Below are 24,406 nucleotides of genomic sequence, written 5' to 3' on the forward strand. Positions count from 1 at the left end.
GTGCCGCAACGCAGCACAATTTTTGGTCAGAATAAAAAGTATCGTTGCGCCATTGGCAGCGTTTCGGCGGGTTGACAGGTCAGCAATTCGCCATCTGCCCGGACCTCGTAGGTTTCAGGGTCGACTTCGACATGAGGTGTCGTGTCGTTTAGCAAAAGATCCTGTTTGCCGATCTCTCGCGTGTTTTGGACGGCGACGGTCTTTTTTGCCAATCCCAGTGTATCACCAAGCCCGTCTGCGTAGGCTGCTTGCGAGACAAAAGTGATCGCCGAGTTTTCTACCGATCGCCCATACGCGCCGAACATAGGGCGACTGTAAACTGGCTGCGGCGTAGGGATCGATGCGTTCGGATCCCCCATCTGCGCGCAGGCAATTGTGCCACCCAGCAAAACCATCTCTGGTTTCACCCCGAAGAAAGCAGGATTCCAAAGAACAAGATCAGCGCGTTTACCTTCCTCGATACTTCCGATCTCGTGACTCAGGCCATGGGCAATGGCTGGGTTGATGGTGTATTTCGCGATGTAACGACGGACGCGAAAATTGTCGTTCTCACCGGTTTCCTCGGGCAGTCGCCCACGCTGTTTCTTCATCTTGTCCGCAGTTTGCCAGGTGCGGATCAAGACCTCTCCGACGCGGCCCATGGCCTGACTGTCAGACGCGATGATCGAGAAAGCCCCCATGTCGTGCAGGATATCCTCGGCCGCTATAGTCTCGCGTCGGATGCGGCTTTCGGCAAAGGCCACGTCCTCGGGGATGGATTTGTCGAGATGGTGACAGACCATCAGCATATCCAGATGCTCCTCGACCGTGTTTACGGTGAAGGGCCGCGTAGGATTGGTCGAGGACGGCAGAACGTGATTTTCACCGCAGATCTTGATGATGTCCGGGGCGTGGCCGCCGCCTGCGCCTTCGGTGTGGAACGCATGGATTGTGCGGCCTTTCATGGCGGCCACGGTGTTCTCAACAAAGCCCGATTCATTGAGCGTATCGGTGTGGATCATCACCTGCACGTCCATTGCATCAGCGACCGACAGGCAGCAATCGATGGCGGCGGGGGTCGTACCCCAGTCTTCGTGCAGTTTCAGGGCACAAGCACCGGATTTGACCTGTTCTTCAAGTGCTGCGGGCAATGAGGCGTTGCCTTTGCCTGCGAAGGCCAGATTCATCGGAAACGCATCCGCTGCCTGCAACATCCGCCCGATATGCCAGGGGCCGGGTGTGCAGGTGGTCGCCAGTGTCCCATGCGCCGGTCCGGTGCCGCCGCCCAGCATCGTGGTCAGGCCGGAATGCAGCGCGTCTTCGATCTGTTGTGGGCAGATAAAATGGATATGACTGTCGAACCCGCCTGCGGTCAGAATGCGACCCTCGCCCGCGATAATCTCGGTGCCGGGGCCGATGATGATGTCGACGCCGGGTTGCGTATCGGGATTTCCGGCTTTGCCGATCTTGGCGATGCGCCCGTCTTTCAGCCCAACGTCCGCTTTGTAGATGCCGGAATGATCGACGATCAGCGCGTTGGTGATCACCGTATCCACCGCCCCTTCGGCGCGTGTGACCTGAGACTGCCCCATCCCGTCACGAATGACCTTGCCGCCACCGAATTTGACCTCTTCGCCATAGACGTCTTCGCGGTGGCCGGTTTCGCTGAAACGCGCAGCTGTTGCGCGCTCGACGATCAGGTCTTTCTCGACCTCGATAATCAGATCGGTATCTGCCAATCGTACTTTGTCGCCGACCGTTGGGCCGAACATGGAGGCATAGTCACTCCGGCTGATCTTGCCCGGCATCTTTCAGAGCCCCCATAATATGTGCATTGAAACCATAGATGTGGCGGCGCCCGTCGTAGGGTACCAGCATAACTTCGCGCGTTTGACCCGGTTCAAATCGCACAGCAGTGCCTGCCGGAATGTCCAATCGCATCCCCAAGGCCACATACCGATCAAAATCCAAAGCAGAGTTCGCTTCGGCAAAATGGTAGTGGCTGCCGACCTGCACCGGTCGATCACCCGTATTGGCGACGACAACAAGGCGACTGCTGCGCCCTGCATTGAGCGTCAGTGAACCTTTGGCAGGTATGATCTCGCCTGGGATCATTTCGGAAGCTTCGTGATCACGACCAGTGCGGCCAGCGCGATAACAGCAAGGCCAACGCCCAACGCGGCGTAGTCTGTGGCATGGGCGTGGATATGTGTGTCCGTATGGGCCGCAGCGGGGCCAGCAAGGATCAGGGCGGGGAAAAGCATACGTGTCATAACTGTGGTCCTTTCTTAGCGAATGGGATTGTGGACGGTCACAAGTTTGGTGCCATCGGGGAAAGTGGCCTCGACCTGCACCTCGTGGATCATTTCGGGCACGCCCTCCATGCATTGGTCTCGGGTGATTACTTCGGCCCCGGCTTGCATCATGTCAGCGACAGACCGACCATCGCGCGCGCCTTCGACCACGGCGTCGGTGATCAGGGCGATGGCCTCGGGGTGGTTCAGTTTGACGCCGCGGGCCAGTCGTTTGCGGGCGACCTCGGCGGCCATGGCGACCAGCAGTTTGTCTTTCTCACGCGGTGTCAGGTTCATGTCAGAGCATCCAGCATCGGGGTAATGTGTCGGTGTTCAGTCGCCGCAGCAGGGGCAACAGGCTTTTGCGGAGGGTGAAACCGTTTTCGGCCAGCAGCCGGATCACCAGCAGGTCGGGCCGGACCAGGGTGGCCCCGGCTGTTTCGGGCAACATCTTGCGGATCGGGACCAGTTGGCTCTCGGCGGTGGGGGAGGCAAACGCGACCAGTGCCATGGCACCCGCGCCATTGGCGATATGGGGTTTGGCCAGATGGGCGGCCAGGTCGCCGGTGAAACGGGTGGCGTCCAGAAACTCCATGACCCCGTCGCGCCTAATCTCGATCCGATCGCTGAGGCGGATGTCAGTCAGTGTCTCGCCCATTGCCGCGCGGCCAAAGATCAAAGGCTCGACTATTAGCGCCGAGGCATGCTTGGCCAGGTCAATCTGCAAGCGCCGTGTCAACGCGCTGCCATTATACAGGATCGTCTCTTGCGGCAGCCAGTTCAGTCGCGCCTGCGGCCCGACGCTCAGGGTGTTGACGATCCGCGCCGTCTGACCGGGTTTTGCTTTATACGCCCGTTCACAGGCCTGAGTTGTTAGTGTCAGGCCCGTGCCCTCACCGGCATGGCCCGAAAAGTGGAACGCGTCGCCGCCGGTTACTCCTCCGGCCGTGTTCAAAAGCACCGCATTCAGAAGGGGGTCGTGTCCCCGTGGAAACAGGCATTTGAACGAACCCGCCTGCCGTAGACGATCGATTACGCTGCGCTCCCGAAACAGCTTGGCGGACAGTGTAACCCGTCCTTCGGCGCGCGGCGGCGTCGCATGTGACGCAGGCGGTATGGGGGCGAACTGATTGATGGCTGCGGCTTTCACGTCGTGAACATCAGGCGTTTTTCACCGCTTGGGTGTCGAAACTCTATCCGCATGGGCTGCTTTTTGATCAAAGCTCGTCCGGGAAGCTCAATTTTTGACCACACCCGCAGCATGTAGTCTAAAAATTAAGCATTAAAGCCTGTCTCGCTTCAGTCGGGATATGCCGGGCCCGCCCAGTTCGCCGAGGCAAGCAATCGAATTTGATTATGAAAAGACAAAACCCCGAACGCGTGGTCCGGGGTTTACTTGAACGAATGTTTTGGGTGCCGCTGGACGCTTTTGGATTACCCGGCCACAACGTCCTGTCGCTGTACGCCCAAACCTTCGATGCCAAGTTCCATCTTGTCACCGGGTTTCAAATAGGTCTGAGGGTTCTGGCCCATACCAACACCTGGAGGCGTTCCTGTTGAGATCACGTCCCCGGGCTGCAGCGACATGAACTGCGACAGGTGTGAGACCACCGTTGCAACGCCAAAATGCATCGTTTTGGTCGACCCGTCCTGATAGCGGTGCCCGTTCACCTCAAGATACATCGCCAGGTTTTGAGGATCAGGCACTTCGTCACGTGTCACAAGCCAAGGGCCAATCGGGCCGAACGTGTCTGCGGATTTTCCTTTGACCCACTGGCCCGAGCGATGAAGCTGAAAGTCCCGCTCGGACAAATCGTTGACCACGCAGTATCCGGCGACGTGGCTCATGGCTTCGGCCTCGGAGACGTATTTGGCCTCTTTGCCGATGACGACGCCCAGTTCCACCTCCCAGTCGGTTTTGACCGACCCGCGCGGGATTTCGACCGTGTCGTTGGGTCCAATGATGGCAGAGGTGGCCTTGAAGAAAATCACCGGCTCAGCTGGTAATTCCATGCCGCTTTCTGCCGCGTGATCCGCATAGTTCAGACCTATGCAAACAAATTTGCCGACATTGCCAACGCAGGGACCGACGCGCGTATCGCCATTCACCGCTGGCAGGCTGTCCACATCGAGTGCACGCAATTTGTCAAGAACGGCATCGCCAAGAGCGTCGCCCGAAATGTCATCGACCACACCGGATAGATCGCGAACAGAGCCGTCCGACGCCAAAATACCGGGTTTCTCGGCCCCTGTTGGGCCGTAACGTAGCAGTCTCATTGCAAGGTCCTTCCGTTTAGATCGTCCAGCCGCCATCAATGGCAAAGGGCTGACCTGTGGTGTATTTACTGGCGTCACTGGCCAGGTACAGCGCCAGTTCTGCAATTTCGTCCGCTGTGCCAATCCGGCCCATCGGTTGACGGGCGATGAAATCGGTCATTGCCTGTTCATAATCTCCCGTGGCGCGCAGCCTGTCATGCAGGCTGGGGCTGTCGACGGTCCCGGGGCAAATCGCGTTGCACCGAATGCCTTGCGTGACGTAATCGGCTGCCACGGATTTTGTCAGGCCAATGACCGCAGCTTTTGACGCGCAATAGGCAAACCGGTTTGGAACGCCTTTGATGGACGATGCGACCGAGGACATATTGATGATCGATCCGCCACCATTTTCCAGCATCCCTGGCAGGGTCAGTCTGATCAGTCTGAACATGGCCTTGACGTTGAGGTCGAAACTGAAATCCCAATCCTTCTCTGGGCACTCAAGAATTGACCCTGCTGCGACATAGCCCGCGCAGTTAAACAGAACGTCGAGGTGCGGCAGGTCGGCGACGGCGGCTGTCACCGCTTCATTGTCAGTGACGTCTAGCTTCAGCGGCTCGATACCCGCAATACTTCCCAGTTCGGCAAGCGAAACATCGTTGATGTCGCTGGCGATCACATGTGCGCCTTCCATTGCGAACAATTCGGCGGTTGCGCGGCCGATGCCTTGTCCGGCAGCTGTAATCAGAACGGTCTTACCTGCAAGTCGGTTGGATGGGTTGAAAGTTGTCATTGGTGCCTCACAGTTTTTCGGGCAGCAGGTCAGTTGGGATGCCCTGATAACAAACCGGCCGAAGGAAACGGCGGATCGACAGAGTTCCTACAGACGTCGCGCCAAAGTTGGTTGAAGCAGGGTAGGGGCCGCCGTGAACCATGCTGTCGCACACTTCGACGCCGGTCGGGAAGCTGTTGGCCAGCAGACGCCCCGCCTTGCGTTCCAGCAGCGGAAGCAGCGCCTGAGCCTCGGGTTTGTCACCCGCGTCCAGATGCAGCGTGCAGGTCAGTTGCCCTTCGATGGCCCGCGCGATCTGTTGCATTTGCGAGACGTCTTTTACGCGCACGATGATGCCCAATGGGCCAAAAACCTCTTCCTGCAATTTTTTGTCGGCCAGCCAGTCATCGCCGGCAACAGTAAACAAGTAAGGGGCCGCATCGCGTGTCGCGCAACTGGTGCCCATAACTTTTGAAACACCTGTTCCGGCGGCAACACGCGAAACGCCGTCCCGATAGGCTGAGGCAATACCATCGGTCAGCATTGTCTGGTCAGCGACCGAAGACAGCCCGGTCTGGGCTGCCGACTGAAACGCGTCGGCATCCGGACCTTCAATGATCACGGCGACACCGGGATTGGTGCAGAACTGACCGGCACCCATCGTCAGCGAAGCCGCCCAGCCTGTGCCAATTTCAGCCCCACGCGCAGCTGCGGCTTGTGGCAGAATGAACATTGGATTGACCGAACCCAGTTCGCCAAAGAATGGAATGGGTTCCTCCCGCTGCGCGCACAAATCGAACAACGCGCGTCCACCTCCAAGGCTGCCAGTGAAACCTACTGCCCGGATCAGAGGATGCTGCACCAGACGCGTGCCCACATCGCGTTTGCCGCCTTGAACAAGGGAAAACACTCCGGGATGAACCCCTGTCGCTTTGATGGCCGCGTCAATGGCCTGAGCCACAATCTCGCCCGTGCCGGGATGGGCCGAATGGCCTTTGACGACAACGGGGCATCCGGCGGCAATTGCCGCGGCGGTATCGCCCCCGGCAACCGAGAAAGCCAACGGGAAATTCGACGCGCCGAACACCGCAACAGGACCCAGCGGACGCTGGATCATGCGCAGGTCGGGGCGGGGCAGGGGCGCGCGATCCGGCATGGCCGGGTCGTGGCGTATGTCCAGATAGTCGCCCGCTTCGATGTGATCGGCAAACAGACGCAGCTGGCCGACGGTGCGGCCACGTTCCCCTTGTAGGCGCGCCTCGGGCAGGCCAGTTTCCTGAGTGCCAATCTCGGTTATCGCATCCCCGCGCGCGTCGATCTCATCTGCGATCATGCGCAGCAGCGTGGCGCGCTCGGTACGCGAGGACCACCCGAACGTGGCAAACGCCGCCTCGGCCGCTTCTACTGCGCTATCGACCAATGCCGCTGTCCCGACAGAAAAGTCGTGGCTTGGTCCATGCGCGGGTTCGGACGCAAAAGTCGCATCTGAGCCGACCCATTCGCCAGCGATCAGGTGTTTTCCAGTCAACATGTTCGTTCTCACTTAAAGCAGGCCGCGATGGGCAAGGTTTCGCATCAGGTGTGACGCCCCAAAGGTCCATTTGGGGCATTCGGTCGACAGGCGCACTGTGTTTGTCAGCGCCCCAAGTTGTGCATTGGCGATGGTGACGACGTCGCCAAGTTTGTGTGTGAATCCACCGCCCGGAGTATCCCTGTCCTGGGTCGGAGCAAAGAGCGTGCCGAGAAACAGCATCAACCCATCAGGATATTGGTGGTGACGTCCGATTGTCTGCTTCACAAGATCGGCAGGATCGCGGCTGATCTGGGACATGGATGAGCTGCCGTTCAGAACAAACCCGTCTGGTCCGGTGACGGTCAGCGTCAGTTCGGCTTGCCGTACATCGTCCAGAGTGAACCCATCATCGAACAACCGGATCATCGGCCCGATCGCGCAAGAGGCATTATTGTCCTTGGCTTTGCTCAGCAACAGAGCTGAACGCCCTTCGACGTCGCGCAGGTTCACATCGTTGCCCAGTGTTGCGCCCTTGATCTCGCCCCGTGAGGTAACGGCCAGAACAATTTCGGGTTCGGGGTTGTTCCATGTCGAGATCGGGTGAAGCCCGATTTCCGCGCCGAACCCGACTGAAGACAGGACCTGCGCTTTTGAAAAAACCTCGGCATCGGGACCGATCCCGACTTCAAGGTACTGACTCCAGAGACCTTCGGTGATCAGTGCTTCTTTGACCTCTGCCGCCGCGTCCGATCCCGGAACAATGTTGGAAAGGCTTTCCCCAATCCGGCCCCCGATGCGCGCCCGGATCGCGTCGGCTTTGGCGGGATCGCCTGCAGCCTGTTCTTCTATCACGCGCTCGACCATGGATCCGGCAAATGTAACTCCGCAGGCTTTAACCGCTTGCAGATCACACGGTGCGAGCCATTGGTGGTCGGCGTCCAAGGGGCCGATATCTTCACCTTGGGCGTTGCGCACGTAATCCGCTGCGTCTTCGCGTTCCAGAATGTCCCGGACGGTTGGAGCCGTTTTCGATGTGATATCGACAACCCGACCATTGCGCAGTGTTACCACGCTGGGGCCGACCCCGGCACGCTCAATACGGCCGAGCCACAGCCCGTTGGAATCCAATGTGGATATGGTCATTTCAATCCCTGAGGTTATAGGCGCGGGCGGCATTGCCACCCATGATCGCCTGGCGTTCTGTGCTGTTTAGCTGGTTCAGCAACGTGTCGGTTGTCTCACACCAGCGCTCGTAACTGCTGGCCAATGTGCAAACCGGCCAGTCGCTGCCCCAAATCAAACGCGACGGGCCGAAGGTGTCCAGCAGGTGATCCACGTAGGGACGCAGATCTTCATTAGTCCAGTCTGCAGAAGCCTCAGTCACGAGGCCGGACAGCTTGCACCATGCATTTGTATCGCGGGCCAAGACCGCCATGTTGTCGGACCAGCCGTCCAAGATCGCGTCTTTGATCAGCGGTTTCGATCCATGGTCGATGACCACACGCAAATCAGGCTGACGTTCCAGAAGTTGCCTGAGTGGGCCCAGATGTTGAGGTAAGGTCAGTGCATCGAATGTCAGGTCGTGCTGCTGAACTGCTTCAAAAGCGGGCGTTAACGCGTCACCGAGCATCCACAAAGGGTCAGCAATGTCCTGTATCATCGGACGGATACCAACGAATGCCGGGTGGGCGGCCAAGGCTGCAATCTGCGCGTCCACATCAGCGGCTTCAAAATCGACCCAGCCCACAACACCTTTGACGAACGCATGCTGGTCGGCCAGAGCGAGCATATATTCGGTCTCGGCCGCTGTGGGTGCCGCCTGGACAAGGACCGTGCCATCAATCTCGGCAGCTTGTAGCAGCGGCATTAGATCGTCCGGCGTAAAATCCCGGTAGATCGCGCCCAGATCAGGCGTCAACCAGCCATAGTCGCCCCGCGCCAAAGCCCAGAAATGCTGATGCGCGTCGATTCTCATCCGATCACACCCTTTTTCAGGATGATGTTGCCGTAAAGCCTGCGTTCGCCTGTCTGAACAATGGCAAAAGCGTTTGCCGCCCGCGCGTAGAAAGCAAACCGTTCCAGCCCCTGTACTTTGGTTGGGTTGTCGGCGGTTGCGTCTATGATGCGTTGAAAGTCCGCGACTGCGTCAGGAATTGCCTTTGGGTCGCCCACAACCTGCATGCTCAACGCCGGATCAGGTACGAAAGTATCCAACGGCATCACGGATAAAACAGCTTGCAGCACTTCACTGGCCGAAGACCCATCGGCCCGGATGCAGTCCGGTCCGCTGCTGGAGCCGGGGAAATTCGCATCTGCAATAACGATCTCGTCCCCGTGGCCCATGGCCCTGAGGGTATAAAGAAGTTCAGGTGAAAGGATCGGGTCGATGTTACGCAGCATTTGCAGCCTCGCTTGGCAGGGGCGCGTCCGAACGGATCAGGCCCTCGGACCGCAGATCCGACCACAGGCCGGGGGGAATGTCGCGCTCCATCAATGCGACGTTGGATTGGACTTCGGATGCGTTAACGGCCCCCGGTACCACGGTTTTGACGCAAGGATGACCCAGAACAAATTGCAACGCCGCGGCGATCAGCGGAGTATCGTGCGCCGCGCAAACGGCTTCGATCTTGCGTACCCGCTCGAGTATATCCTCGGGCGCGTCGGCGTAGTTGTATTTGGCACCTGGTACAGCTCCGGTCGCGAGAATGCCCGAATTGTAAGGTCCTCCAAGGATAATGCCGACATCGCGCTGCTCACAAAGTGGCAGGAAACTGTCGAGGGCTTCCTGTTCCAGCAGTGTGTAGCGCCCGGCCAGCAGGAAGCCGTCGAAATCCCCGAGTCCAAGCAGTTTTTCGCAAACCTGCCATTCGTTTACGCCCGCCCCAATTGCAGCGATTTCACCTGCATCGCGCAACTCGGTCAAAGCCTTGTAACCGCCGCCATCAAAAAGCTCGCGGACCTTGGCATCAGACACTTCCTGACTGCCTTGACTGAAGACACAGACATCATGGACCAGAAGAATGTCAGAGTTGGCCACGCCAATTCTGTCGCGGCTGGCCTCGTAAGATCGCATGACCCCGTCGTAAGTGTAGTCGAACACGATCCGTTTCTGCGGCACATCGACGAAAGCTTCGGGTGTCACTTCATGCGGTTCGCAATCCAAAAGCAGCCGGCCAATTTTGGTCGACAGTTGAATGTTTTCGCGACCAAACCGGCTAATCGCCTGCCCAAACCGTTGCTCTGACCGACCAAGCCCATATTGGGGCGCGGTATCGAAAAACCGGATGCCGGCGTCATAAGCGGCCTGCAATGCCGCCTGCGCGTCCTCATCCGAGACTTTGCGATACAGGTTTCCCAACGGCGCCCCGCCAAACCCCATGCGGGTCAATGGAACAGGCCGCGCGGTCCGATTGTTCAGAAATTCTGTCTGAGAAACTGTCATCCTGCCTCACTGTGCAGTTGTGGTGTAAGGTTGAACAAATGAGGCTTTTGCTGTTCCAGCAGTTCGATGCGTGGCATCAATTGTCCAAGGTGAGTGCGCATAGCATCCTGCGCAGCCTGTTCATCGCGATTGCTGATTGCCTCGAAAATGGCCCGATGCTCTGCCAAAGTCTCGGCGATCCGGCCGGGGGTGGGCAGCAGCAGCATACGAGCGCGACTGACTTGCAATGAAACGGTCTGTGCGACATCCGCGAGTCGGCGAAAGCCAGTGAATTCCATCAGCAGGCCGTGGAACTCTTCATCGGCCTGATAAAAGCCCGGAATATCCTCGTCCTCGATCAGCAGTTCCTGAAGGCGCATATTGCGGCTTAGTCTTTTGCGCTGATCGTCGGTCAGGTCGCGGGCAACCTTTGCAACGGTCGCAAGTTCCAGCGCTTCGCGGAGGAAGACGCCTTCGCGGATTTCATCCATCGAAAAGTAGGACACACGGGTGCCCGATTGCGGCACCACATCCACCAACCCTTCCGACGCCAGACGTGCAATCGCGTCGGCCACAGGCGCGCGCGAAACACCCAGCCTTTCACACACAGGTGCCTTCCTGAGATTCGCGCCGGGTGGAAAATCCAGCGATAGAATCGCCTGTTTCAGTGAGTGGTGAACACGCTGCGCAAGCGGCCCTTCGATTGTCGTGATCTCAGGCAGCAGTGCAGCGTTTATGTCTTGTTGCTTGCTCATGTTTGGTAATTTAGCATTCTAACATGTTAGTTGACAAGTAGTGAATTTGAGATTAGCAACATGGGCCAAGCAAGCGGGGAAAAGATGCAAGCACATAGCGGCATAAGTGTTTTGGAAGGGGCGACGCGCGATGTCGTGAAGCTCAACCCGCGAGACAATGTTGTCATTGCATTGCGCGATCTGAACGCAGGCGAGCAGCCCGTATTGGTTCCCGTGCCGCTTACCGTATCAGTCTCTCGCGGTCACAAGATCGCCGTGGTCTCAATTCAAGCCGGGGAAAATATCATTCGTTACGGTCAGATCATCGGTCAGGCCAAGTGCGATATCGCGCCGGGTGAGCATATCCATGTGCACAACCTCGGCATGGGGGCGCATCAGCAGGACTATGCGCACGCAAGCGCCAACGCTCCGCTGCCTGCCTTGACCGAAGAGCGGACGTTCGACGGTTACCACAGGTCCGACGGCAAAGTGGGCACTCGCAATTACATCGGGATTCTGACCACCGTGAATTGCTCGGGGTCTGTGGCGCGTTTCATTGCCGAGGCGGCGGAAAAATCCGGACTGTTGGACAGCTTTCCCAATGTCGACGGTGTGGTCCCAATTGTGCACGGAACCGGCTGCGGTATGTCCGCCAGCGATGAAGGCTATGCCACCCTGTTCCGGACGCTGGCCGGGTATGCGCAGCATCCGAATTTCGCAGGCATTCTGCTGATTGGTCTGGGGTGTGAGGTCATGCAAGTGGCCGACCTTGTCGGTGGGCGACCAATCCGTGCTGACGGCGCCCTGCGTTACATGACAATTCAGAACGAGGGCGGAACCCGGCGAACCATCGAACGGGGGCTGGAGGAGCTGCGCGGCATCGCCGAGTTGGCTGATCAGGCCGAACGCGCGCCTGCGCCGATCAGTGCCATCACGGTGGGTATGCAGTGTGGGGGATCGGACGGGTATTCAGGGATCACGGCAAACCCGGCTTTGGGATACGCCTCGGATCTGCTGGTGCGCCACGGCGGTACAACGATCTTGTCTGAAACCTCGGAAATCTACGGGGCAGAGCACTTGCTGACGCGCCGTGCTGAGACCGTGGAGGTCGGTGAAAAGCTGATCGACCGCATCCACTGGTGGGAGGATTACACCGCCCGCAACGGTGGTGAGATGGACAACAATCCAAGCCCTGGCAACAAGCGCGGTGGCCTCACGACCATATTGGAGAAATCGCTGGGGGCGGTCGCCAAAGGGGGCACAGCCCCTCTGCGCGACGTCTATAAGTTTGGTGAGAGGGTGGACAAACACGGGTTCGTTTTCATGGACAGCCCCGGTTTTGATCCATGTTCTGTTACCGGCCAAGTCGCCTCGGGCGCGAACCTGATCGTGTTCACCACTGGGCGCGGCTCGGTTTCAGGGTACCAACCAACGCCCTGTATCAAGCTGGCCACCAATTCCGAAATGTACGCGCGCATGGCCGAGGACATGGACCTGAACTGCGGTGACGTTGTGACCGACGGGATCAGCATCGAGGCCAAGGGCGAAGAGCTGTTCGAAATGCTCATCCGCGTCGCCTCGGGTCAGAAAACCAAAAGCGAGGAACTTGGCTTTGGGGGCGTTGAATTCGTCCCCTGGCAAATCGGCGCGGTGATGTAGTGCGCGCTGGGCCCAAGGGAGAGGGGCACATGGGAGGGCAAATGCAAAAATTGGTCGAAATGACGGGGATTGATAAGTTCTTCCCCGGCGTGCACGCGCTGAAATCCGTGCAGTTCGATCTTGAACCGGGCGAAGTTCACGCGCTGATGGGTGAGAACGGTGCCGGTAAGAGTACGCTGATGAAGATCTTGTCGGGTATTTATCAGCGCGATGGCGGGACGCTGAAGATCGAAGGGCGCGACGTCAGCCCGACAACCCCGCGCGAAGCGCAGGATCTGGGCATCGGGATCATCCATCAGGAACTGAGCTTGATGAACGATTTGACCGTCGCTCAGAACATCTTTATCGGGCGCGAACCGCGCAAAAGCTTTGGTCGTTTGGACGAGGCTGCGCTGAATGCGCAGACCGCCGAAATCTTTGCTTCGATGAACCTCAGCCTTGATCCAAAGGCTTTGGTGGGCAGTCTGACCATCGCGAAACAGCAGATGGTCGAGATCGCCAAGGCACTATCGTTTCGGTCCAAGGTGCTGATCATGGACGAACCCACGGCTGCCCTGAATGACGCCGAGATCGCCGAGCTGTTTGTGATCATTCGCCGCCTCAAGGCCGAGGGCGTGGGCGTAGTCTACATCAGCCACAAGATGGACGAGCTCAAGCAGATCTCGGATCGCGTAACGGTCATGCGCGATGGGGAATATGTCGGAACGGTTGGGGCCGCTGAAACCCCGATCAGCCAGATCATCGCCATGATGGTGGGGCGCGAGGTCAAGGAAGAACCGCTGGAGGTCCCTGATCTGGGAGACGCCGAGATGTCTTTACAGGTCGTCGGGCTGAGCCGGAGCAACGAAATTCAGAACGTCAGCTTCTCGGTCCAAAAGGGCGAAATTCTGGGTTTCGCCGGGCTGATGGGAGCTGGTCGTACAGAGGTTGCACGGGCTATCTTCGGGGCCGATCCCAAGGATAGCGGCGAAATTCGGGTACATGGTCAGGTGGTGTCGATTAAGTCACCAACTGACGCTGTCAAAGTCGGGATCGGATACCTGTCCGAGGATCGAAAGCATTTCGGCCTCGCCACTGGCATGAACGTGCGCGACAACATAGCGCTTGCCTCGATGGACTTGTTCACGGGCGCAGGCGGGGTTCTGCACGATGGTGAAATCAGCGACACCGCCAAAAGCTACATCCAGCAATTGGGCATTCGAACGCCGTCGGATGTGCAGGAAGTTCGACTGCTGTCAGGCGGGAACCAACAGAAGGTTGTCATCGCCAAATGGCTGCTGCGCGACTGCGACATACTGATCTTTGACGAGCCGACCCGCGGCATCGACGTTGGCGCGAAATCCGAAATCTACAAGCTGCTGGAAGAACTGGCGGGGCAGGGCAAGACGATCATCGTGATCTCATCCGAACTGCCCGAGATCATGCGCCTCAGCCATCGCATCGCCGTGATGTGCGAGGGGCGGCTGACCGGGATACTGCCCGGCGGAAAAGACACCACTCAAGAAGACATCATGCATCTGGCCACGCAACGTACCGCGGCGATGCAGGTAACAGGGACAGTTCAATGACCACAGCAACCGATATCGAAAAGAAAAAGCCACTGGCGGGGCTTGCGGACAGCGGCGCCTATCAAAAGCTGTTGGCTTTCGCCAGTTTGATCGTTCTGCTGATCGGCTTTTCCATTGCATCACCCAACTTCATGCAGACCTCGAACATGATCGCCATTCTGCAGGCGACGTCGGTCAACGGGGTTCTGGCCGTCGCGGCAACGTTGGTCATCATTACCGGAGGAATTGACCTGTCGGTCGGAACGCTGATGACGTTCTGCGCAGTCATCGCTGGCGTGGTTTTGACCTATCTCGGGATGCCGCTGCTGTTGGGTGTTATTGCAGCAATTGCAGCAGGCGCATTTTGTGGGCTGTGTTCCGGTACTTTCGTCGCCAAGATGAAGATCCCGCCCTTCATCGCCACGTTGGGGATGATGCTGATCCTCAAAGGTCTGTCACTGGTGATTTCGGGGACGCGACCAATCTACTTCAACGACACGCCGGGCTTTGACCAGATTTCGCGCGGGTCACTGATCGGAGAGGTCTTTCCATCGCTGCCCATTCCCAACGGTGTGCTGATCCTGTTTCTGGTGGCCATTGCAGCGTCTTACATTCTGGGTCGCACGGTTCTGGGTCGCTACACCTTTGCGCTGGGCTCTAACGAAGAAGCGGTGCGCCTGTCCGGCGTGAACACCGACATGTGGAAGATGCGCATTTACGCCCTGGCCGGAGCGATCTGCGGCATCGCCGGTATCCTGATCGCCTCGCGTCTGAATTCAGCGCAGCCGGCACTTGGGCTGGGCTACGAGCTGGAGGCGATTGCAGCCGTGGTCATCGGCGGTACGTCTTTGTCCGGCGGGCGCGGGACCATCCTGGGTACGCTGATTGGCGCTTTGATTATGGCGGTGCTGACCAACGGGTTGCGCGTGCTGTCCGTCGCGCAGGAATGGCAGACCGTCGTGACCGGCGCGATCATCATCCTGGCCGTCTACGCCGACATGGCGCGACGCAAGAAGTCGGGGTGACCAAACAACTCAATCAAAGGCTAAAACGACCAACTGGAGGAGAAAACATGTTATCACGTCGTTTCATTCTGGGTGCGCTGAGCGCGGCTACCCTGGCAGGACCCGCCTCAATGGCGGCAGCCGAAGAAATCTACATCCCACTGGTGTCCAAAGGTTTCCAGCATCAGTTCTGGCAAGCGGTGAAGTCGGGCGCGGAACAGGCGGCAGATGAGTTTGACGTCACAATCACCTTCGAAGGCCCGGATAACGAGACCATGGTGGACCGCCAGATCGACATGCTGGCCGCAGCTTTGGCGAATAACCCCAAGGCTATTGGTTTTGCCGCTCTGGACAGTCAGGCCGCGATCCCGCTTTTGAAACAGGCCAACGATAAGGGAATTCCGGTCATCGCTTTCGACAGCGGTGTAGACAGCGACATTCCGCTTTCTACCGCGACGACGGATAACCTGGCGGCAGCCGGGCTGGCCGCAGACAAGATGGCCGAAAAAATCGGTGGCAAGGGTAAGGTGGCGGTTGTCGCCCATGACCAGACCAGCCGCACCGGCATCGATCGTCGCGACGGCTTCGTCAATCGCATGGCCGAGAAGTACCCGGATATCGAAGTTGTGACGGTTCAATACGGCCAGGGCGACCACCTGAAGTCGACCGAAGTCACCAAAGCAATTCTGACGGCAAACCCTGATCTGAATGGGATCTTTGGCACCAACGAAGGCTCGGCCATCGGTGTGGTAAACGGCGTTCAGGAATTGGGGACCGAAGGTCTGGTGATCATCGGCTATGACAGCGGCAAAGCCCAGAAAGACGCAATCAAGAGCGGCCTGATGGCGGGTGCCATCACGCAAAACCCGGTGGGCATCGGATATGAAACGGTGAAGGCAGCGGTTGCGGCCCTGAACGGAGAAGAGGTTCCGGCGCTGATCGACACAGGCTTCTACTACTACGACGCCTCAAACATTGACGACCCGAAGATCTCGGCCGTTTTGTACGACTAAGCAGAACCACTCACTTTGTCCGGCCTGCCTGTTTAGGTGGGCCGGAGCGAGGCTCTAAAATACCGTTTGCGAACGAACTATAAAAGGGCAATTGAAAGATCACTTCGATCTTCAGCATGGTCTAACGCTGGGATGACTCAGCGGCACAGATCATCACATCGCAGAATAGCCGCCGTCTACGGGATATACGGCACCGGTTACGAAAGCGGCTTCATCCGACAGCAACCACGCTGCCAAGGCTCCGACCTCAGCAGGTTTACCCCAACGGTCCAGCGGTGTACGGCCCAGGATCGGCTGGTTGCGGGCCGGATCGGCACGTAGGGCTTCGGTCATTTCCGTTTCGATCCATCCCGGTGCTACGGCGTTGACGCGGATGCTGTCAGCGGCCCATTTTCCGGCAAGCGCTTTGGTTAATTGCGCCACACCGCCTTTGGACGCTGAATAGGCCGGAACAAGGGGCCCGCCGAAATAGCTGAGCATCGATGCGGTGTTCACGATTGACCCACCCGACGCAGCCAACAAAGGACGCGCAGCCAAGCAGCAGCGCATGGTGCCGGTAAGGTTAATGTCGATCACCTTCTCGAAGGTTTCGAGATCATATTCTGCGTCTCGCGCTAGTATTCCGGCGCAGTTCACCAATCCGTCCAAGCGTTGCATATTGGTAAAGAAGGTGTTCACGGCAATGGTGTCGCGTACATCAAGCTGCGTGCAGGTGTCATTTGGATTCAGCTTCGCGTGGCGGCTCACTTCGTCTGCACCAACGCCCGTAGCTGTGATACGCCACCCCTTTTGTCGCAACGTGTCAGCGATCCCGGCGCCTATCCCGCGCGTTCCACCAATGACAACAGCGTGTTTCATGGGTCAGTCCCCTTCGGCCAAAAACGCCTCGACCGCGTCCTTGTACGGCATCGGAGCAACCGCGCCATATCCTTGGGTCGACAGGGCAGCAGCGGCGTTCGCGTAGCGGGCCGAGGTGAATGGGTCGTCTCCGGCAACAATACGCGACAGGAATGCCCCGTCAAACGTATCGCCAGCAGCGGTGGCATCCACAGCTTCGACCCGGCGGCCTTTGACGCGCTCGCGTTTATTCGGGGTGGCTACCAATGTGCCCTCTGCCCCAAGGGTCAAGGCGACGATATTTGCGCCAAGGTTCAGGTAGAAATCTGCAATGGCATCCGGATCAGACAGCCCGGTGAGATGTTCTGCATCATCCAAACCCGGAAGCGCAATATCGCATTGCGCCATCGCCGCATGGGTCACGGCGCGGGCGCGCTCGATCGGCCAAAGTTTCAGGCGCAGGTTGGTGTCGTACGAGACCAGACCGCCGACTTCTTTCACTATCTTGATGGCGGCGAACACGGCATCGGCGGCAACGTCCGAAATCGCCTGGCTGATGCCCGAAACATGCAGGATTTTTGCCGACTGTAAGGCCTTGACGGGCAGGTCTTCTGCTCTCACCCGGCTACTGGCGGAACCAGCCCGGAAATAACTGAATTCGTGCCCATTCGCGCCGTGGGTCACAAAGTAGACGCCGGTATGGGCGTCTGTCACTTGGCGTACGGTTGAAGTGCCGATGCCTTCCGCCTTCCACAGATCCATGAATGAATTGCCGAACGTATCGGCTCCGATATGTGTCACAAAGCCCACGGACGCGCCTTGGCGGGCTGCAGCGATGGCACAGTTCGACGTGTCGCCGCCATGTCCGGGCAGGTAATTCCCGTCGGGCTGCTGGTTGAACTCCAGCATCGGTTCGCCAAGACATAGAATATCAGGGGTCATGGTCATCTCGTTCTCAAAAAGGGTCAGTCAGGCCGGGCCGACCAAGGCGTTAGGGAGGATTATTCGGTCGAACGACTTTCGCCAATACCCGGACTCTTCCCGGTGCGGAAATTCGCGATTACAGGGTCTCGAAAATTCATTTCGCCATCGCCCTACATGTGCAGGTGTCTCCAGACCACATACATTTCGACATCCAGTCCCCATGCCAAGGTATCAGGCCAGTTCGCTTCGGGGTGATGGGCGAAACTGCTGAAGCAGAATCTTTCAAAAACCAGGCAGACCGGTGCAAGTATCGCATCCGCCGCCTTCGTATCTTTCATGTCATCGGGCTTGAGCCCAACCAGACAGATTTTGGGAGATACCGCCATGAAAACCCTCGCCCTTAACACCGCCGCTGCGCTGATGGCTTCGACTGCCGCGATTGCGCAGGTCGAAACCCGCACTGTAACCTTTGAAAACGAAGGGGCTATCCTGACCGGCACGCTGTATTTGCCGGAAGAACGCGGTGACGCGCCTTTGCCCACGGTTGTTGTCACCGGGGCCTGGACATCGGTGCAGGAACAGATGCCTGCCAACTACGCCCAGGAAATGGCGTCGCGCGGGTTCGCCGCCTTCACCTTCGATTTCCGTGGCTGGGGCAAGTCGGGCGACCTGCCCAACAATGTGCGCTACGTTGAAAGCCCCGAGGCCAAAACCTCGGACATCAAGGCAGCGTTTGCATATGTTGCGACCCTGCCCGAAGTGGATGCCGATCACATCAACGGGCTTGGGATCTGTGCTTCGGCTGGTTACATGGTCGATGCCGTTTCCGGAAATCCTTTGGTTCAGCGCGTCGGCCTTGTCGCACCCTGGCTTCAGAATGAAGAGATTGTTGAAGCCGTCTATGGGGGCAAAGAAGGCGTTGCCGGGTTGATCGAAGTCTCCCACGCTGCCGAAGCCGCGGGTGGGCAGATCATTCCTGCGGCCGGGCCGGAAGGTGCCGAAGGTGTTCTGATGCCGATTGGTGGGTATTACTATGAGGCCGACCGTGGTGGCATCCCCGAATATGACGACAAGTGGAACAATGCAGGCTGGGAAGGTTGGCTGACCTATCACCCTGCCGACAATCCGCAGCGTTTGGACAAACCGCTGGCCATTGTGCACTCGGAAAGCGCGGCCATCCCGCAGGGCGTACAGACTTTCCTTGCAGGATTTGCGGGCAATGCGACGGCTCAGTGGCTGGAAGACGTCACGCAGTTCGACTTCTATGACAACCCCGAGGATGTGACCCGTGCGGCGGATACCGTGGCCGATCACTTCCGCGCTGATCTGGACAGCTGAACACCTTATCAGGCGTCGAAGTTGACTTCGGCGCCTGCCCTTTACCCCGGAGTAGACCGATGCCCAAAAACCTTACAGCCACACTTGCAGCTGCCACCATGATCGCAAGCGCAGCCTTCGCCGATCAGCAAGCCACCATCTCAACCACGATCACCGATATCGCAGCGGGCGCTGACCGTCACGACTGGGCACGCGTGCGCAGTGCCTTTGCCGATACGGTGACGACCGATTACACCAGCCTTTGGGGCGGTGACCCAGTCACCCAACCCGCCGACGACCTTGTCGCAGGTTGGTCTGCATTCCTGCCTGGGTTTGAAAGCACCCACCACATGGTCACCAACCATGCCATCACGTCACTTGCCGAAACCGAAGCCACGGCGCAGGCTGATTTCACCGCAACCCACCGCATTGAGGATGGCTTGTGGGTTCTGGGCGGACGCTATGATTATGCGCTGGAAAAATCCGGGGACCGCTGGGTTGTAACCTCTCTGACCATGACGGCGCTTTGGGAAACCGGAGATCGCGGCCTTGTCGCCATTGCTGCCGAGCGTGCAAATCAAGGAAATTGATAGATTGAAGGACTGCCACACCGTTCCACTTTTAGGAGTGGACCGGTGCTGGCTGCATTGCCACGATCTATTTTAGATATGCCGGCTGACACAAAGTCATAGGGATCTGCATGACCAACCAACGCATCGCACTTGTAACCGGCGCCAACCGAGGCATCGGAAAAGAAGTCGCCAGACAATTGGCCAGAGATCATGGGGTAAAAGTTCTGCTCGGTTCTCGAAACCTGGATAAAGGACATCGGGCCGCAGATGAGATCGGGTACGGGGTGGAAGCCTTGCAGTTGGACGTATCGAACCCGGACTCTGTCGCCGCCGCCTTTATTCTGAAGATTGAACCCAGCTACGGGCGTCTCGATATTTTGGTCAATAACGCAGGTGTGGATTACGACACGGATCAGCAGGCGCATTGCGCCGACCTGCATCGCGTGCGGCGTGCCTTTGACACCAATCTTTTTGGTGCTTGGGATACCATAATCGCAGCGACTCCTCTTTTGCGACGTGGCGAGAGTGCCCGGATCGTCAATGTGTCTTCCGGTTCAGGCGCGCTGAGCGACATGTCCGGTGGTACGGCTGGTTATGGTGTATCCAAGGCGGCATTGAATGCGCTGACCATCAAAACCGCAGCCGAGCTGAAACACGAAGGTATTCTTGTCAACGCCGTTTGCCCCGGTTGGGTTGCCACGGACATGGGCGGGGGTGGCCGCCCGGTGTCTGAGGGGGCGAGGGGTGTTGTTTGGGCGGCAACTCTGCCGAACAACGGCCCGACAGGCGGTTTCTTTCGCGATGGGGCGCCAATCGAATGGTAGGCGCTATCCCGGTGCCATGAAATCAATCAATGCTCTGACCCGCGCGGGCAGCAGGCGGCGGCTGGGATAAACGGCGAACATTTCTCGTGTCAAAGGTCGCGCATCCTGAACCTCAAGCTCGTGCAAATCTCCCCCCATCATGTCCAGAGGCAGCATTGCAACGCCCAGATTGCGACGCGCGGCGAGTGCGATGACGTCAAGGTCGATTAAACTGTGGGCGACGTTGCTGGGTTGCAGTTTGTCGCCGTTTTCCAAAACCCACGGCTGACCAGCGGTCAGGGCAGGTAAGCTTTGAAAAACCTGCCGAGAAATCGCGCCCTTCAATCCGTTCTCCTCAATAAATCCCAACCCGGCGCAAAAACAGTAAGGAACCGACCAAAGGCGTTTTGCGACAAGGCTGGAATCCGTCAGTGGACCGACCCGAAAGGCCAAATCGATATTGTCGCTGAAAAAATCCAACATGACGTTCGTGGGTGTCATTTCCAGCTGCACATGTGGGTTTTGCTGTGCAAACTCCAGCAAACGCGGGCCAATCGTTGCACGGGCGGCCAGGGGCGGGGCCGTAATGCGTATGGTCTGGCGTCTGGTTTCGTCAGCAAATCCCGCAACCTCTTGCAGTGCTTCGAATGGCTCCTGGCAGCGATCCAGAAGGCGGCGGCCTTCTTCTGTCAGACGCACTTGGCGGGTCGTGCGCTCAAACAGTTTGGTGCCGAGATGGTTTTCCAATTCGGCAACTCTTCGGCTGACCCGGCTCAGAGGGATACCAAGTTGGTCCGCAGCTTTGGAAAAGCTGAGATGGTCAGCGACAAGAGTGAACAGGGCAAGGTCGTTGTAGATCATAATTCTATTTTTGAGATAATAACTCCTGAAATCAACGATTATCATTACAACTGACGGTCTCTACTTTCTGCACAACAGAAGGAGACACGTTATGTCCTATGCAATCGAAATCACGCGAACCGGTGGGCCCAATGTTCTGCGCAAATCCAACCGCGCCGTTCCTCAGCCAGCCCCCGGCGACGTCTTGATCCGTAACCATGCCGGAGCCGTTAACTTTATCGACACGATCATCCGACGGGGAGAGATGCCAGAAGGTATGGTGCCTGCCCTGCCGCACGTACCAGGCGTCGAAGGCGCCGGAGTTGTTGAAGCGCTGGGCGAAGGGGTCGAAGGCTTTGCCATAGGCGAACGTGTGGCTTGGATGGGGCCGATCGGTGCGGGCGGTTATGGCACGCATTCCGTGATTGGGGCACCTTACGTGACCAGGCTATCTGACGATGTCACCTTTGAAACCGCTGCCGCGGCCCCGGTTAACGCGATGACCGCCTATCATATGCTGGTCAATCTCGGTGGTGCAGTGGCAGGAAAATCCGTGCTGGTTCACGCGGCGGCGGGCGGTGTTGGTACGATGGCTCTGCAAATCGCCAAACATCTGGGTATGACCGTGATTGCCTCTGCCAGCACCGACAAGCTTGGCTACGCATATGAGCAGGGCGCTGATCACGTCATTGATTACCGCCAAGAAGACGTCGCTGCGCGAGTTTTGGAGATCACTGAAGGACGTGGTGTTGATCTGACGTTGAATCCAATCTCGGGCGAAACACTGAAATCGGACCTCGACGCGCTGGCACCGCTAGGTACGGCCGTATTGTTTGGGTTCCTTGCGGGACCGCCCGCAGGTGGCTTTGCGGATGATCTGACAAAGCATTTCCAGAAATCCGTTTCAGTGCGGGTGAGCGATATCTACACGTATTTCCTGAACCGCCCCGATGCCTTCAGCGCTGATATGGCGACCGTGTTCAACCTGCTGGAAACCGGCGTTCTGCGTCCTCAGATCACCATGTTGCCGATTGGCGAAGCTGCTGAGGCCCATCGCCGTCTGGAAGCAGGCGAGACGACCGGCAAGCTTGTGCTGAGCATCAACTGACCCGAACAGGTAACCCTAAAGACAAGGAACCAACACAATGAGTACGGTTTTTGAAACCGCCCTTGCAGGCAAACACGTCGTCATCATCGGCGGCAGTAGCGGTATGGGTAAGGCTACGGCCAAGATGGCAGTCGCCCTTGGGGCAAAAGTCACACTTGCCAGTCGCAGTCTGGCCAAACTTGAGGCGGCGGCGGCAGAGGTCGGGGGTGTTGTGCAAATCGCGCCCGTAGACACTACGGATGAGGTAGGCGTGAAATCCTGGGCCGCCAGTCTCGGGGCCGTGGACCACTTGGTGATCTCGGCCTCAAGCGCTGCGCATGGGGCCTATGAAGAGCTGCCCACTGACGCATTGCGTGGTATGTTAGAGGCTAAGTTTATCGGCCCATATGTGGCCGTGCGTGAGGTCCTGCCTGCTTTGACCAAAGGTGCCTCCATCACATTCTTTTCCGGTGTGCTCAGCCGCCGCCCGTCTGCCGGGACAACAGGTCTGGCTGCGGTGAACGCGGCGGTTGAAGCCTTAGCCAAAGGGCTGGCGCTGGAACTGTCGGGCCGTGCCCGTGTGAATTGCATCAGTCCCGGTATGGTTGACACGGAAGCCTATGCTGCGATGCCGGAAGAGGCACGAGAGGCAATGTACGCGCAAGTCGGCGGCAGCTTGCCCGTCGGCCGCGTCGGAACCGCGGAAGAAGTCGCACAAGCTGTTGTCCTGTCCATGACAAATAACTTTCTGACCGGCACCGTTCTGGACGTGGATGGTGGGCACTTGGTGCGCAGCTGATCCGGTCAAAACGGCGGCAAATTGTATGGCTGGGGATATTGGAAACGGGTCGAGCAGGTTCCTGGGACTTGCTCGCCCGGATCGCCATTTCACTGGCCAAGGTGCCAGAGCCCGAAACAACACCGTCAAATCCGATGGTGCCAAAAACGGATTTAAGACTTTCAGTTGCGCGCGCGGGCTTGCAAAAACTATGGGCCGTGCTGCGCTGCCAATACATGTGCGGCCACTTCCATAAGGCCGGGCGTGAAATTGGGGATGTACGCGATCAGTAGGTCGCTCTTCCGCCTGAAAGATCAAAAACGGCACCAGTGTTGAACGTGCAATCTTCCGAGCTTAGCCACATCACCATGCGCGCAGCCTCTTCAACCCAGCCCAGGCGTTTCATTGGTGATTTGTCGATCATGATCTGCACAAACTCTGGCGTCATCTGATCCAGAATCGCCGTTTTGATGGCAGCAGGTGCGATGCAATTCACGCGGATATTAGTCTGGGCCAGTTCCTTGGCCAGTGACTTGGTAAACCCGATGACGCCGGCCTTGGACGCCGAATAGGCCGAGGCGTTGGGGGTGCCTTCCTTGCCCGCAAGCGATGCCATGTTGATGATCCGGCCAAAGCCTGCCTCTTGCATGAGGGGAACAATGGCATGAGCCAAGTGAAAGGTTCCGGTCAGATTAACCTCGACGACGCGCGCCCAGATTTTCGGATCGCTTTCCACGACGCTCAGGGTCGGACCGGCGAAACCTGCATTGTGCGACAAAAAATCAACGCCGCCGAAGGCACTTCTGGTCTTTGCAACGGCTGCGGCGATTTGGTCTGGGTTACTGATATCCACTTTGCATGAGATCACGCCTTCAGGGGCGTCGTCGGGTTCCGACAAATCCCAGATCGCCACGTTGGCGCCTGCTGCCGCATAGTGGCGTGCGATTTCTGCCCCGATCCCGGCTGCCCCATTTCACTGCCCACCGATACAATGTGACGGGGTTAACTCGCACGCCGTGCCGCAGATGGAAAAAATCAGCGTAAAAAGAATCCTTG

At 58.1% G+C, this 24,406-nt stretch carries 27 protein-coding genes; 9 read left to right on the forward strand and 18 right to left on the reverse strand.

Annotation, left to right across the window (positions count from 1 at the left end; all coding sequences use genetic code 11):
• Positions 1-26: 26 nt before the first annotated feature.
• The 13 genes from ureC to GS636_RS17125 all read right to left on the reverse strand — a co-directional run bounded on the left by ureC (position 27) and on the right by GS636_RS17125 (position 10,990).
• Positions 27-1,787 (reverse strand): urease subunit alpha, encoded by a 1,761-nt coding sequence (ureC, locus tag GS636_RS17065; protein ID WP_171670965.1) that lies wholly within the window; start codon positions 1,785-1,787, stop codon positions 27-29.
• A complete protein-coding gene (locus GS636_RS17070) occupies positions 1,762-2,094 on the reverse strand; it encodes an urease subunit beta (protein ID WP_171187293.1) in 333 nt (110 codons plus the stop codon). The genes ureC and GS636_RS17070 overlap by 26 nt, the downstream gene beginning before the upstream one ends.
• Complete coding sequence (locus GS636_RS17075; RefSeq protein WP_171095443.1) at positions 2,091-2,252, reverse strand: hypothetical protein; 162 nt, start codon at positions 2,250-2,252, stop codon at positions 2,091-2,093. The genes GS636_RS17070 and GS636_RS17075 overlap by 4 nt, the downstream gene beginning before the upstream one ends.
• A 15-nt stretch (positions 2,253-2,267) precedes the next feature.
• Complete coding sequence (locus tag GS636_RS17080; RefSeq protein ID WP_171095445.1) at positions 2,268-2,570, reverse strand: urease subunit gamma; 303 nt, start codon at positions 2,568-2,570, stop codon at positions 2,268-2,270.
• A gap of 1 nt (position 2,571) precedes the next feature.
• On the reverse strand, positions 2,572-3,423 hold the full coding sequence (locus GS636_RS17085) for an urease accessory protein UreD (RefSeq protein WP_371808741.1): 852 nt from the start codon (positions 3,421-3,423) through the stop codon (positions 2,572-2,574).
• 284 nt (positions 3,424-3,707) lie between these two features.
• Complete coding sequence (locus GS636_RS17090) at positions 3,708-4,550, reverse strand: fumarylacetoacetate hydrolase family protein (RefSeq protein ID WP_171670967.1); 843 nt, start codon at positions 4,548-4,550, stop codon at positions 3,708-3,710.
• 16 nt (positions 4,551-4,566) lie between these two features.
• The gene (locus GS636_RS17095; RefSeq protein WP_171670970.1) at positions 4,567-5,322 is read right to left on the reverse strand and encodes an SDR family oxidoreductase; all 756 of its coding nucleotides are present in this window, start codon (positions 5,320-5,322) and stop codon (positions 4,567-4,569) included.
• A 7-nt stretch (positions 5,323-5,329) separates the two neighbouring features.
• On the reverse strand, positions 5,330-6,832 hold the full coding sequence (locus GS636_RS17100) for an aldehyde dehydrogenase (NADP(+)) (RefSeq protein WP_171670972.1): 1,503 nt from the start codon (positions 6,830-6,832) through the stop codon (positions 5,330-5,332).
• Positions 6,833-6,844: 12 nt separating this feature from the next.
• Positions 6,845-7,957 (reverse strand): fumarylacetoacetate hydrolase family protein, encoded by a 1,113-nt coding sequence (locus GS636_RS17105; RefSeq protein WP_171670974.1) that lies wholly within the window; start codon positions 7,955-7,957, stop codon positions 6,845-6,847.
• 1 nt (position 7,958) lies between these two features.
• Positions 7,959-8,789, reverse strand: a complete 831-nt coding sequence (locus GS636_RS17110) for an amidohydrolase (RefSeq protein ID WP_171670977.1) — start codon at positions 8,787-8,789, stop codon at positions 7,959-7,961.
• Positions 8,786-9,214 carry an RbsD/FucU family protein gene (locus tag GS636_RS17115; protein ID WP_171095457.1) on the reverse strand — a complete coding sequence of 143 codons (429 nt, stop codon included), beginning with the start codon at positions 9,212-9,214 and terminating at the stop codon, positions 8,786-8,788. Before GS636_RS17115 ends, GS636_RS17110 begins: the two co-directional genes overlap by 4 nt.
• Entirely contained in the window at positions 9,204-10,256 is a 1,053-nt protein-coding gene (locus GS636_RS17120; protein WP_171670979.1) for an aldo/keto reductase, read from the reverse strand. Before GS636_RS17120 ends, GS636_RS17115 begins: the two co-directional genes overlap by 11 nt.
• Entirely contained in the window at positions 10,253-10,990 is a 738-nt protein-coding gene (locus GS636_RS17125) for a GntR family transcriptional regulator (protein ID WP_171095461.1), read from the reverse strand. The genes GS636_RS17120 and GS636_RS17125 overlap by 4 nt, the downstream gene beginning before the upstream one ends.
• Positions 10,991-11,074: 84 nt before the next feature.
• Between GS636_RS17125 and GS636_RS17130 the strand changes: the two genes are divergently transcribed.
• Genes GS636_RS17130 through GS636_RS17145 form a run of 4 tightly spaced genes read left to right on the forward strand, consistent with a single transcriptional unit; the run spans position 11,075 to position 16,192 of the window.
• Complete coding sequence (locus GS636_RS17130) at positions 11,075-12,628, forward strand: UxaA family hydrolase (RefSeq protein ID WP_171670981.1); 1,554 nt, start codon at positions 11,075-11,077, stop codon at positions 12,626-12,628.
• A 41-nt stretch (positions 12,629-12,669) separates the two neighbouring features.
• Positions 12,670-14,196, forward strand: coding sequence for a sugar ABC transporter ATP-binding protein (locus GS636_RS17135; protein ID WP_171670983.1), 1,527 nt, complete (start codon positions 12,670-12,672; stop codon positions 14,194-14,196).
• Positions 14,193-15,200 carry an ABC transporter permease gene (locus GS636_RS17140; RefSeq protein WP_171095465.1) on the forward strand — a complete coding sequence of 336 codons (1,008 nt, stop codon included), beginning with the start codon at positions 14,193-14,195 and terminating at the stop codon, positions 15,198-15,200. Before GS636_RS17135 ends, GS636_RS17140 begins: the two co-directional genes overlap by 4 nt.
• A gap of 47 nt (positions 15,201-15,247) precedes the next feature.
• Complete coding sequence (locus GS636_RS17145; RefSeq protein WP_171095467.1) at positions 15,248-16,192, forward strand: ABC transporter substrate-binding protein; 945 nt, start codon at positions 15,248-15,250, stop codon at positions 16,190-16,192.
• A 153-nt stretch (positions 16,193-16,345) separates the two neighbouring features.
• On the opposite strand, the gene GS636_RS17150 is transcribed toward GS636_RS17145, so the two are convergent.
• The 3 genes from GS636_RS17150 to GS636_RS17160 all read right to left on the reverse strand — a co-directional run bounded on the left by GS636_RS17150 (position 16,346) and on the right by GS636_RS17160 (position 18,339).
• On the reverse strand, positions 16,346-17,050 hold the full coding sequence (locus tag GS636_RS17150) for an SDR family NAD(P)-dependent oxidoreductase (RefSeq protein ID WP_171670986.1): 705 nt from the start codon (positions 17,048-17,050) through the stop codon (positions 16,346-16,348).
• Between the two features lie 3 nt (positions 17,051-17,053).
• Positions 17,054-17,977, reverse strand: coding sequence for a sugar kinase (locus tag GS636_RS17155; RefSeq protein WP_171670988.1), 924 nt, complete (start codon positions 17,975-17,977; stop codon positions 17,054-17,056).
• 146 nt (positions 17,978-18,123) lie between these two features.
• A complete protein-coding gene (locus GS636_RS17160) occupies positions 18,124-18,339 on the reverse strand; it encodes a hypothetical protein (RefSeq protein ID WP_171670991.1) in 216 nt (71 codons plus the stop codon).
• Here GS636_RS17160 and GS636_RS17165 point away from each other — a divergent pair.
• The 3 genes from GS636_RS17165 to GS636_RS17175 all read left to right on the forward strand — a co-directional run bounded on the left by GS636_RS17165 (position 18,338) and on the right by GS636_RS17175 (position 20,666).
• Positions 18,338-19,291 (forward strand): alpha/beta hydrolase, encoded by a 954-nt coding sequence (locus tag GS636_RS17165; protein ID WP_171095474.1) that lies wholly within the window; start codon positions 18,338-18,340, stop codon positions 19,289-19,291. The two genes, GS636_RS17160 and GS636_RS17165, sit on opposite strands and share 2 nt — an antisense overlap.
• Positions 19,292-19,350: 59 nt before the next feature.
• Positions 19,351-19,860 (forward strand): nuclear transport factor 2 family protein, encoded by a 510-nt coding sequence (locus GS636_RS17170; protein ID WP_171670993.1) that lies wholly within the window; start codon positions 19,351-19,353, stop codon positions 19,858-19,860.
• Positions 19,861-19,970: 110 nt separating this feature from the next.
• Positions 19,971-20,666: an SDR family oxidoreductase gene (locus GS636_RS17175; RefSeq protein WP_171670996.1), complete on the forward strand. Its 696-nt coding sequence runs from the start codon at positions 19,971-19,973 to the stop codon at positions 20,664-20,666.
• Positions 20,667-20,669: 3 nt separating this feature from the next.
• Here GS636_RS17175 and GS636_RS17180 read toward each other — a convergent pair whose 3' ends face one another.
• Positions 20,670-21,506: a LysR family transcriptional regulator gene (locus GS636_RS17180; RefSeq protein ID WP_171670998.1), complete on the reverse strand. Its 837-nt coding sequence runs from the start codon at positions 21,504-21,506 to the stop codon at positions 20,670-20,672.
• A 91-nt stretch (positions 21,507-21,597) separates the two neighbouring features.
• Between GS636_RS17180 and GS636_RS17185 the strand changes: the two genes are divergently transcribed.
• Together GS636_RS17185 and GS636_RS17190 are read left to right on the forward strand one after the other, a co-directional pair.
• A complete protein-coding gene (locus GS636_RS17185) occupies positions 21,598-22,593 on the forward strand; it encodes a zinc-binding dehydrogenase (protein WP_171671001.1) in 996 nt (331 codons plus the stop codon).
• Positions 22,594-22,630: 37 nt separating this feature from the next.
• A complete protein-coding gene (locus GS636_RS17190; protein WP_171671004.1) occupies positions 22,631-23,371 on the forward strand; it encodes an SDR family oxidoreductase in 741 nt (246 codons plus the stop codon).
• A gap of 265 nt (positions 23,372-23,636) precedes the next feature.
• Here the strand turns inward: GS636_RS17190 and GS636_RS17195 are convergent, their stop codons facing one another.
• Entirely contained in the window at positions 23,637-24,308 is a 672-nt protein-coding gene (locus GS636_RS17195) for an SDR family oxidoreductase (protein ID WP_171671099.1), read from the reverse strand.
• Positions 24,309-24,406: the final 98 nt, after the last annotated feature.

The sequence above is a fragment of the Ruegeria sp. HKCCD4884 genome (assembly GCF_013110855.1).
GTDB lineage: Bacteria > Pseudomonadota > Alphaproteobacteria > Rhodobacterales > Rhodobacteraceae > Ruegeria.

Excerpts from the sequence above, each read along its gene's own strand:
- ureC (WP_171670965.1), bottom strand. The coding sequence starts at position 1,787 with ATGCCGGGCAAGATCAGCCGGAGTGACTATGCCTCCATGTTCGGCCCA.
- GS636_RS17070 (WP_171187293.1), bottom strand. The coding sequence starts at position 2,094 with ATGATCCCAGGCGAGATCATACCTGCCAAAGGTTCACTGACGCTCAAT.
- GS636_RS17075 (WP_171095443.1), bottom strand. The coding sequence starts at position 2,252 with ATGACACGTATGCTTTTCCCCGCCCTGATCCTTGCTGGCCCCGCTGCG.
- GS636_RS17080 (WP_171095445.1), bottom strand. The coding sequence starts at position 2,570 with ATGAACCTGACACCGCGTGAGAAAGACAAACTGCTGGTCGCCATGGCC.
- GS636_RS17090 (WP_171670967.1), bottom strand. The coding sequence starts at position 4,550 with ATGAGACTGCTACGTTACGGCCCAACAGGGGCCGAGAAACCCGGTATT.
- GS636_RS17095 (WP_171670970.1), bottom strand. The coding sequence starts at position 5,322 with ATGACAACTTTCAACCCATCCAACCGACTTGCAGGTAAGACCGTTCTG.
- GS636_RS17100 (WP_171670972.1), bottom strand. The coding sequence starts at position 6,832 with ATGTTGACTGGAAAACACCTGATCGCTGGCGAATGGGTCGGCTCAGAT.
- GS636_RS17105 (WP_171670974.1), bottom strand. The coding sequence starts at position 7,957 with ATGACCATATCCACATTGGATTCCAACGGGCTGTGGCTCGGCCGTATT.
- GS636_RS17110 (WP_171670977.1), bottom strand. The coding sequence starts at position 8,789 with ATGAGAATCGACGCGCATCAGCATTTCTGGGCTTTGGCGCGGGGCGAC.
- GS636_RS17115 (WP_171095457.1), bottom strand. The coding sequence starts at position 9,214 with ATGCTGCGTAACATCGACCCGATCCTTTCACCTGAACTTCTTTATACC.
- GS636_RS17120 (WP_171670979.1), bottom strand. The coding sequence starts at position 10,256 with ATGACAGTTTCTCAGACAGAATTTCTGAACAATCGGACCGCGCGGCCT.
- GS636_RS17125 (WP_171095461.1), bottom strand. The coding sequence starts at position 10,990 with ATGAGCAAGCAACAAGACATAAACGCTGCACTGCTGCCTGAGATCACG.
- GS636_RS17130 (WP_171670981.1), top strand. The coding sequence starts at position 11,075 with ATGCAAGCACATAGCGGCATAAGTGTTTTGGAAGGGGCGACGCGCGAT.
- GS636_RS17135 (WP_171670983.1), top strand. The coding sequence starts at position 12,670 with ATGCAAAAATTGGTCGAAATGACGGGGATTGATAAGTTCTTCCCCGGC.
- GS636_RS17140 (WP_171095465.1), top strand. The coding sequence starts at position 14,193 with ATGACCACAGCAACCGATATCGAAAAGAAAAAGCCACTGGCGGGGCTT.
- GS636_RS17145 (WP_171095467.1), top strand. The coding sequence starts at position 15,248 with ATGTTATCACGTCGTTTCATTCTGGGTGCGCTGAGCGCGGCTACCCTG.
- GS636_RS17150 (WP_171670986.1), bottom strand. The coding sequence starts at position 17,050 with ATGAAACACGCTGTTGTCATTGGTGGAACGCGCGGGATAGGCGCCGGG.
- GS636_RS17155 (WP_171670988.1), bottom strand. The coding sequence starts at position 17,977 with ATGACCATGACCCCTGATATTCTATGTCTTGGCGAACCGATGCTGGAG.
- GS636_RS17165 (WP_171095474.1), top strand. The coding sequence starts at position 18,338 with ATGAAAACCCTCGCCCTTAACACCGCCGCTGCGCTGATGGCTTCGACT.
- GS636_RS17160 (WP_171670991.1), bottom strand. The coding sequence starts at position 18,339 with ATGGCGGTATCTCCCAAAATCTGTCTGGTTGGGCTCAAGCCCGATGAC.
- GS636_RS17170 (WP_171670993.1), top strand. The coding sequence starts at position 19,351 with ATGCCCAAAAACCTTACAGCCACACTTGCAGCTGCCACCATGATCGCA.
- GS636_RS17175 (WP_171670996.1), top strand. The coding sequence starts at position 19,971 with ATGACCAACCAACGCATCGCACTTGTAACCGGCGCCAACCGAGGCATC.
- GS636_RS17180 (WP_171670998.1), bottom strand. The coding sequence starts at position 21,506 with ATGATCTACAACGACCTTGCCCTGTTCACTCTTGTCGCTGACCATCTC.
- GS636_RS17185 (WP_171671001.1), top strand. The coding sequence starts at position 21,598 with ATGTCCTATGCAATCGAAATCACGCGAACCGGTGGGCCCAATGTTCTG.
- GS636_RS17190 (WP_171671004.1), top strand. The coding sequence starts at position 22,631 with ATGAGTACGGTTTTTGAAACCGCCCTTGCAGGCAAACACGTCGTCATC.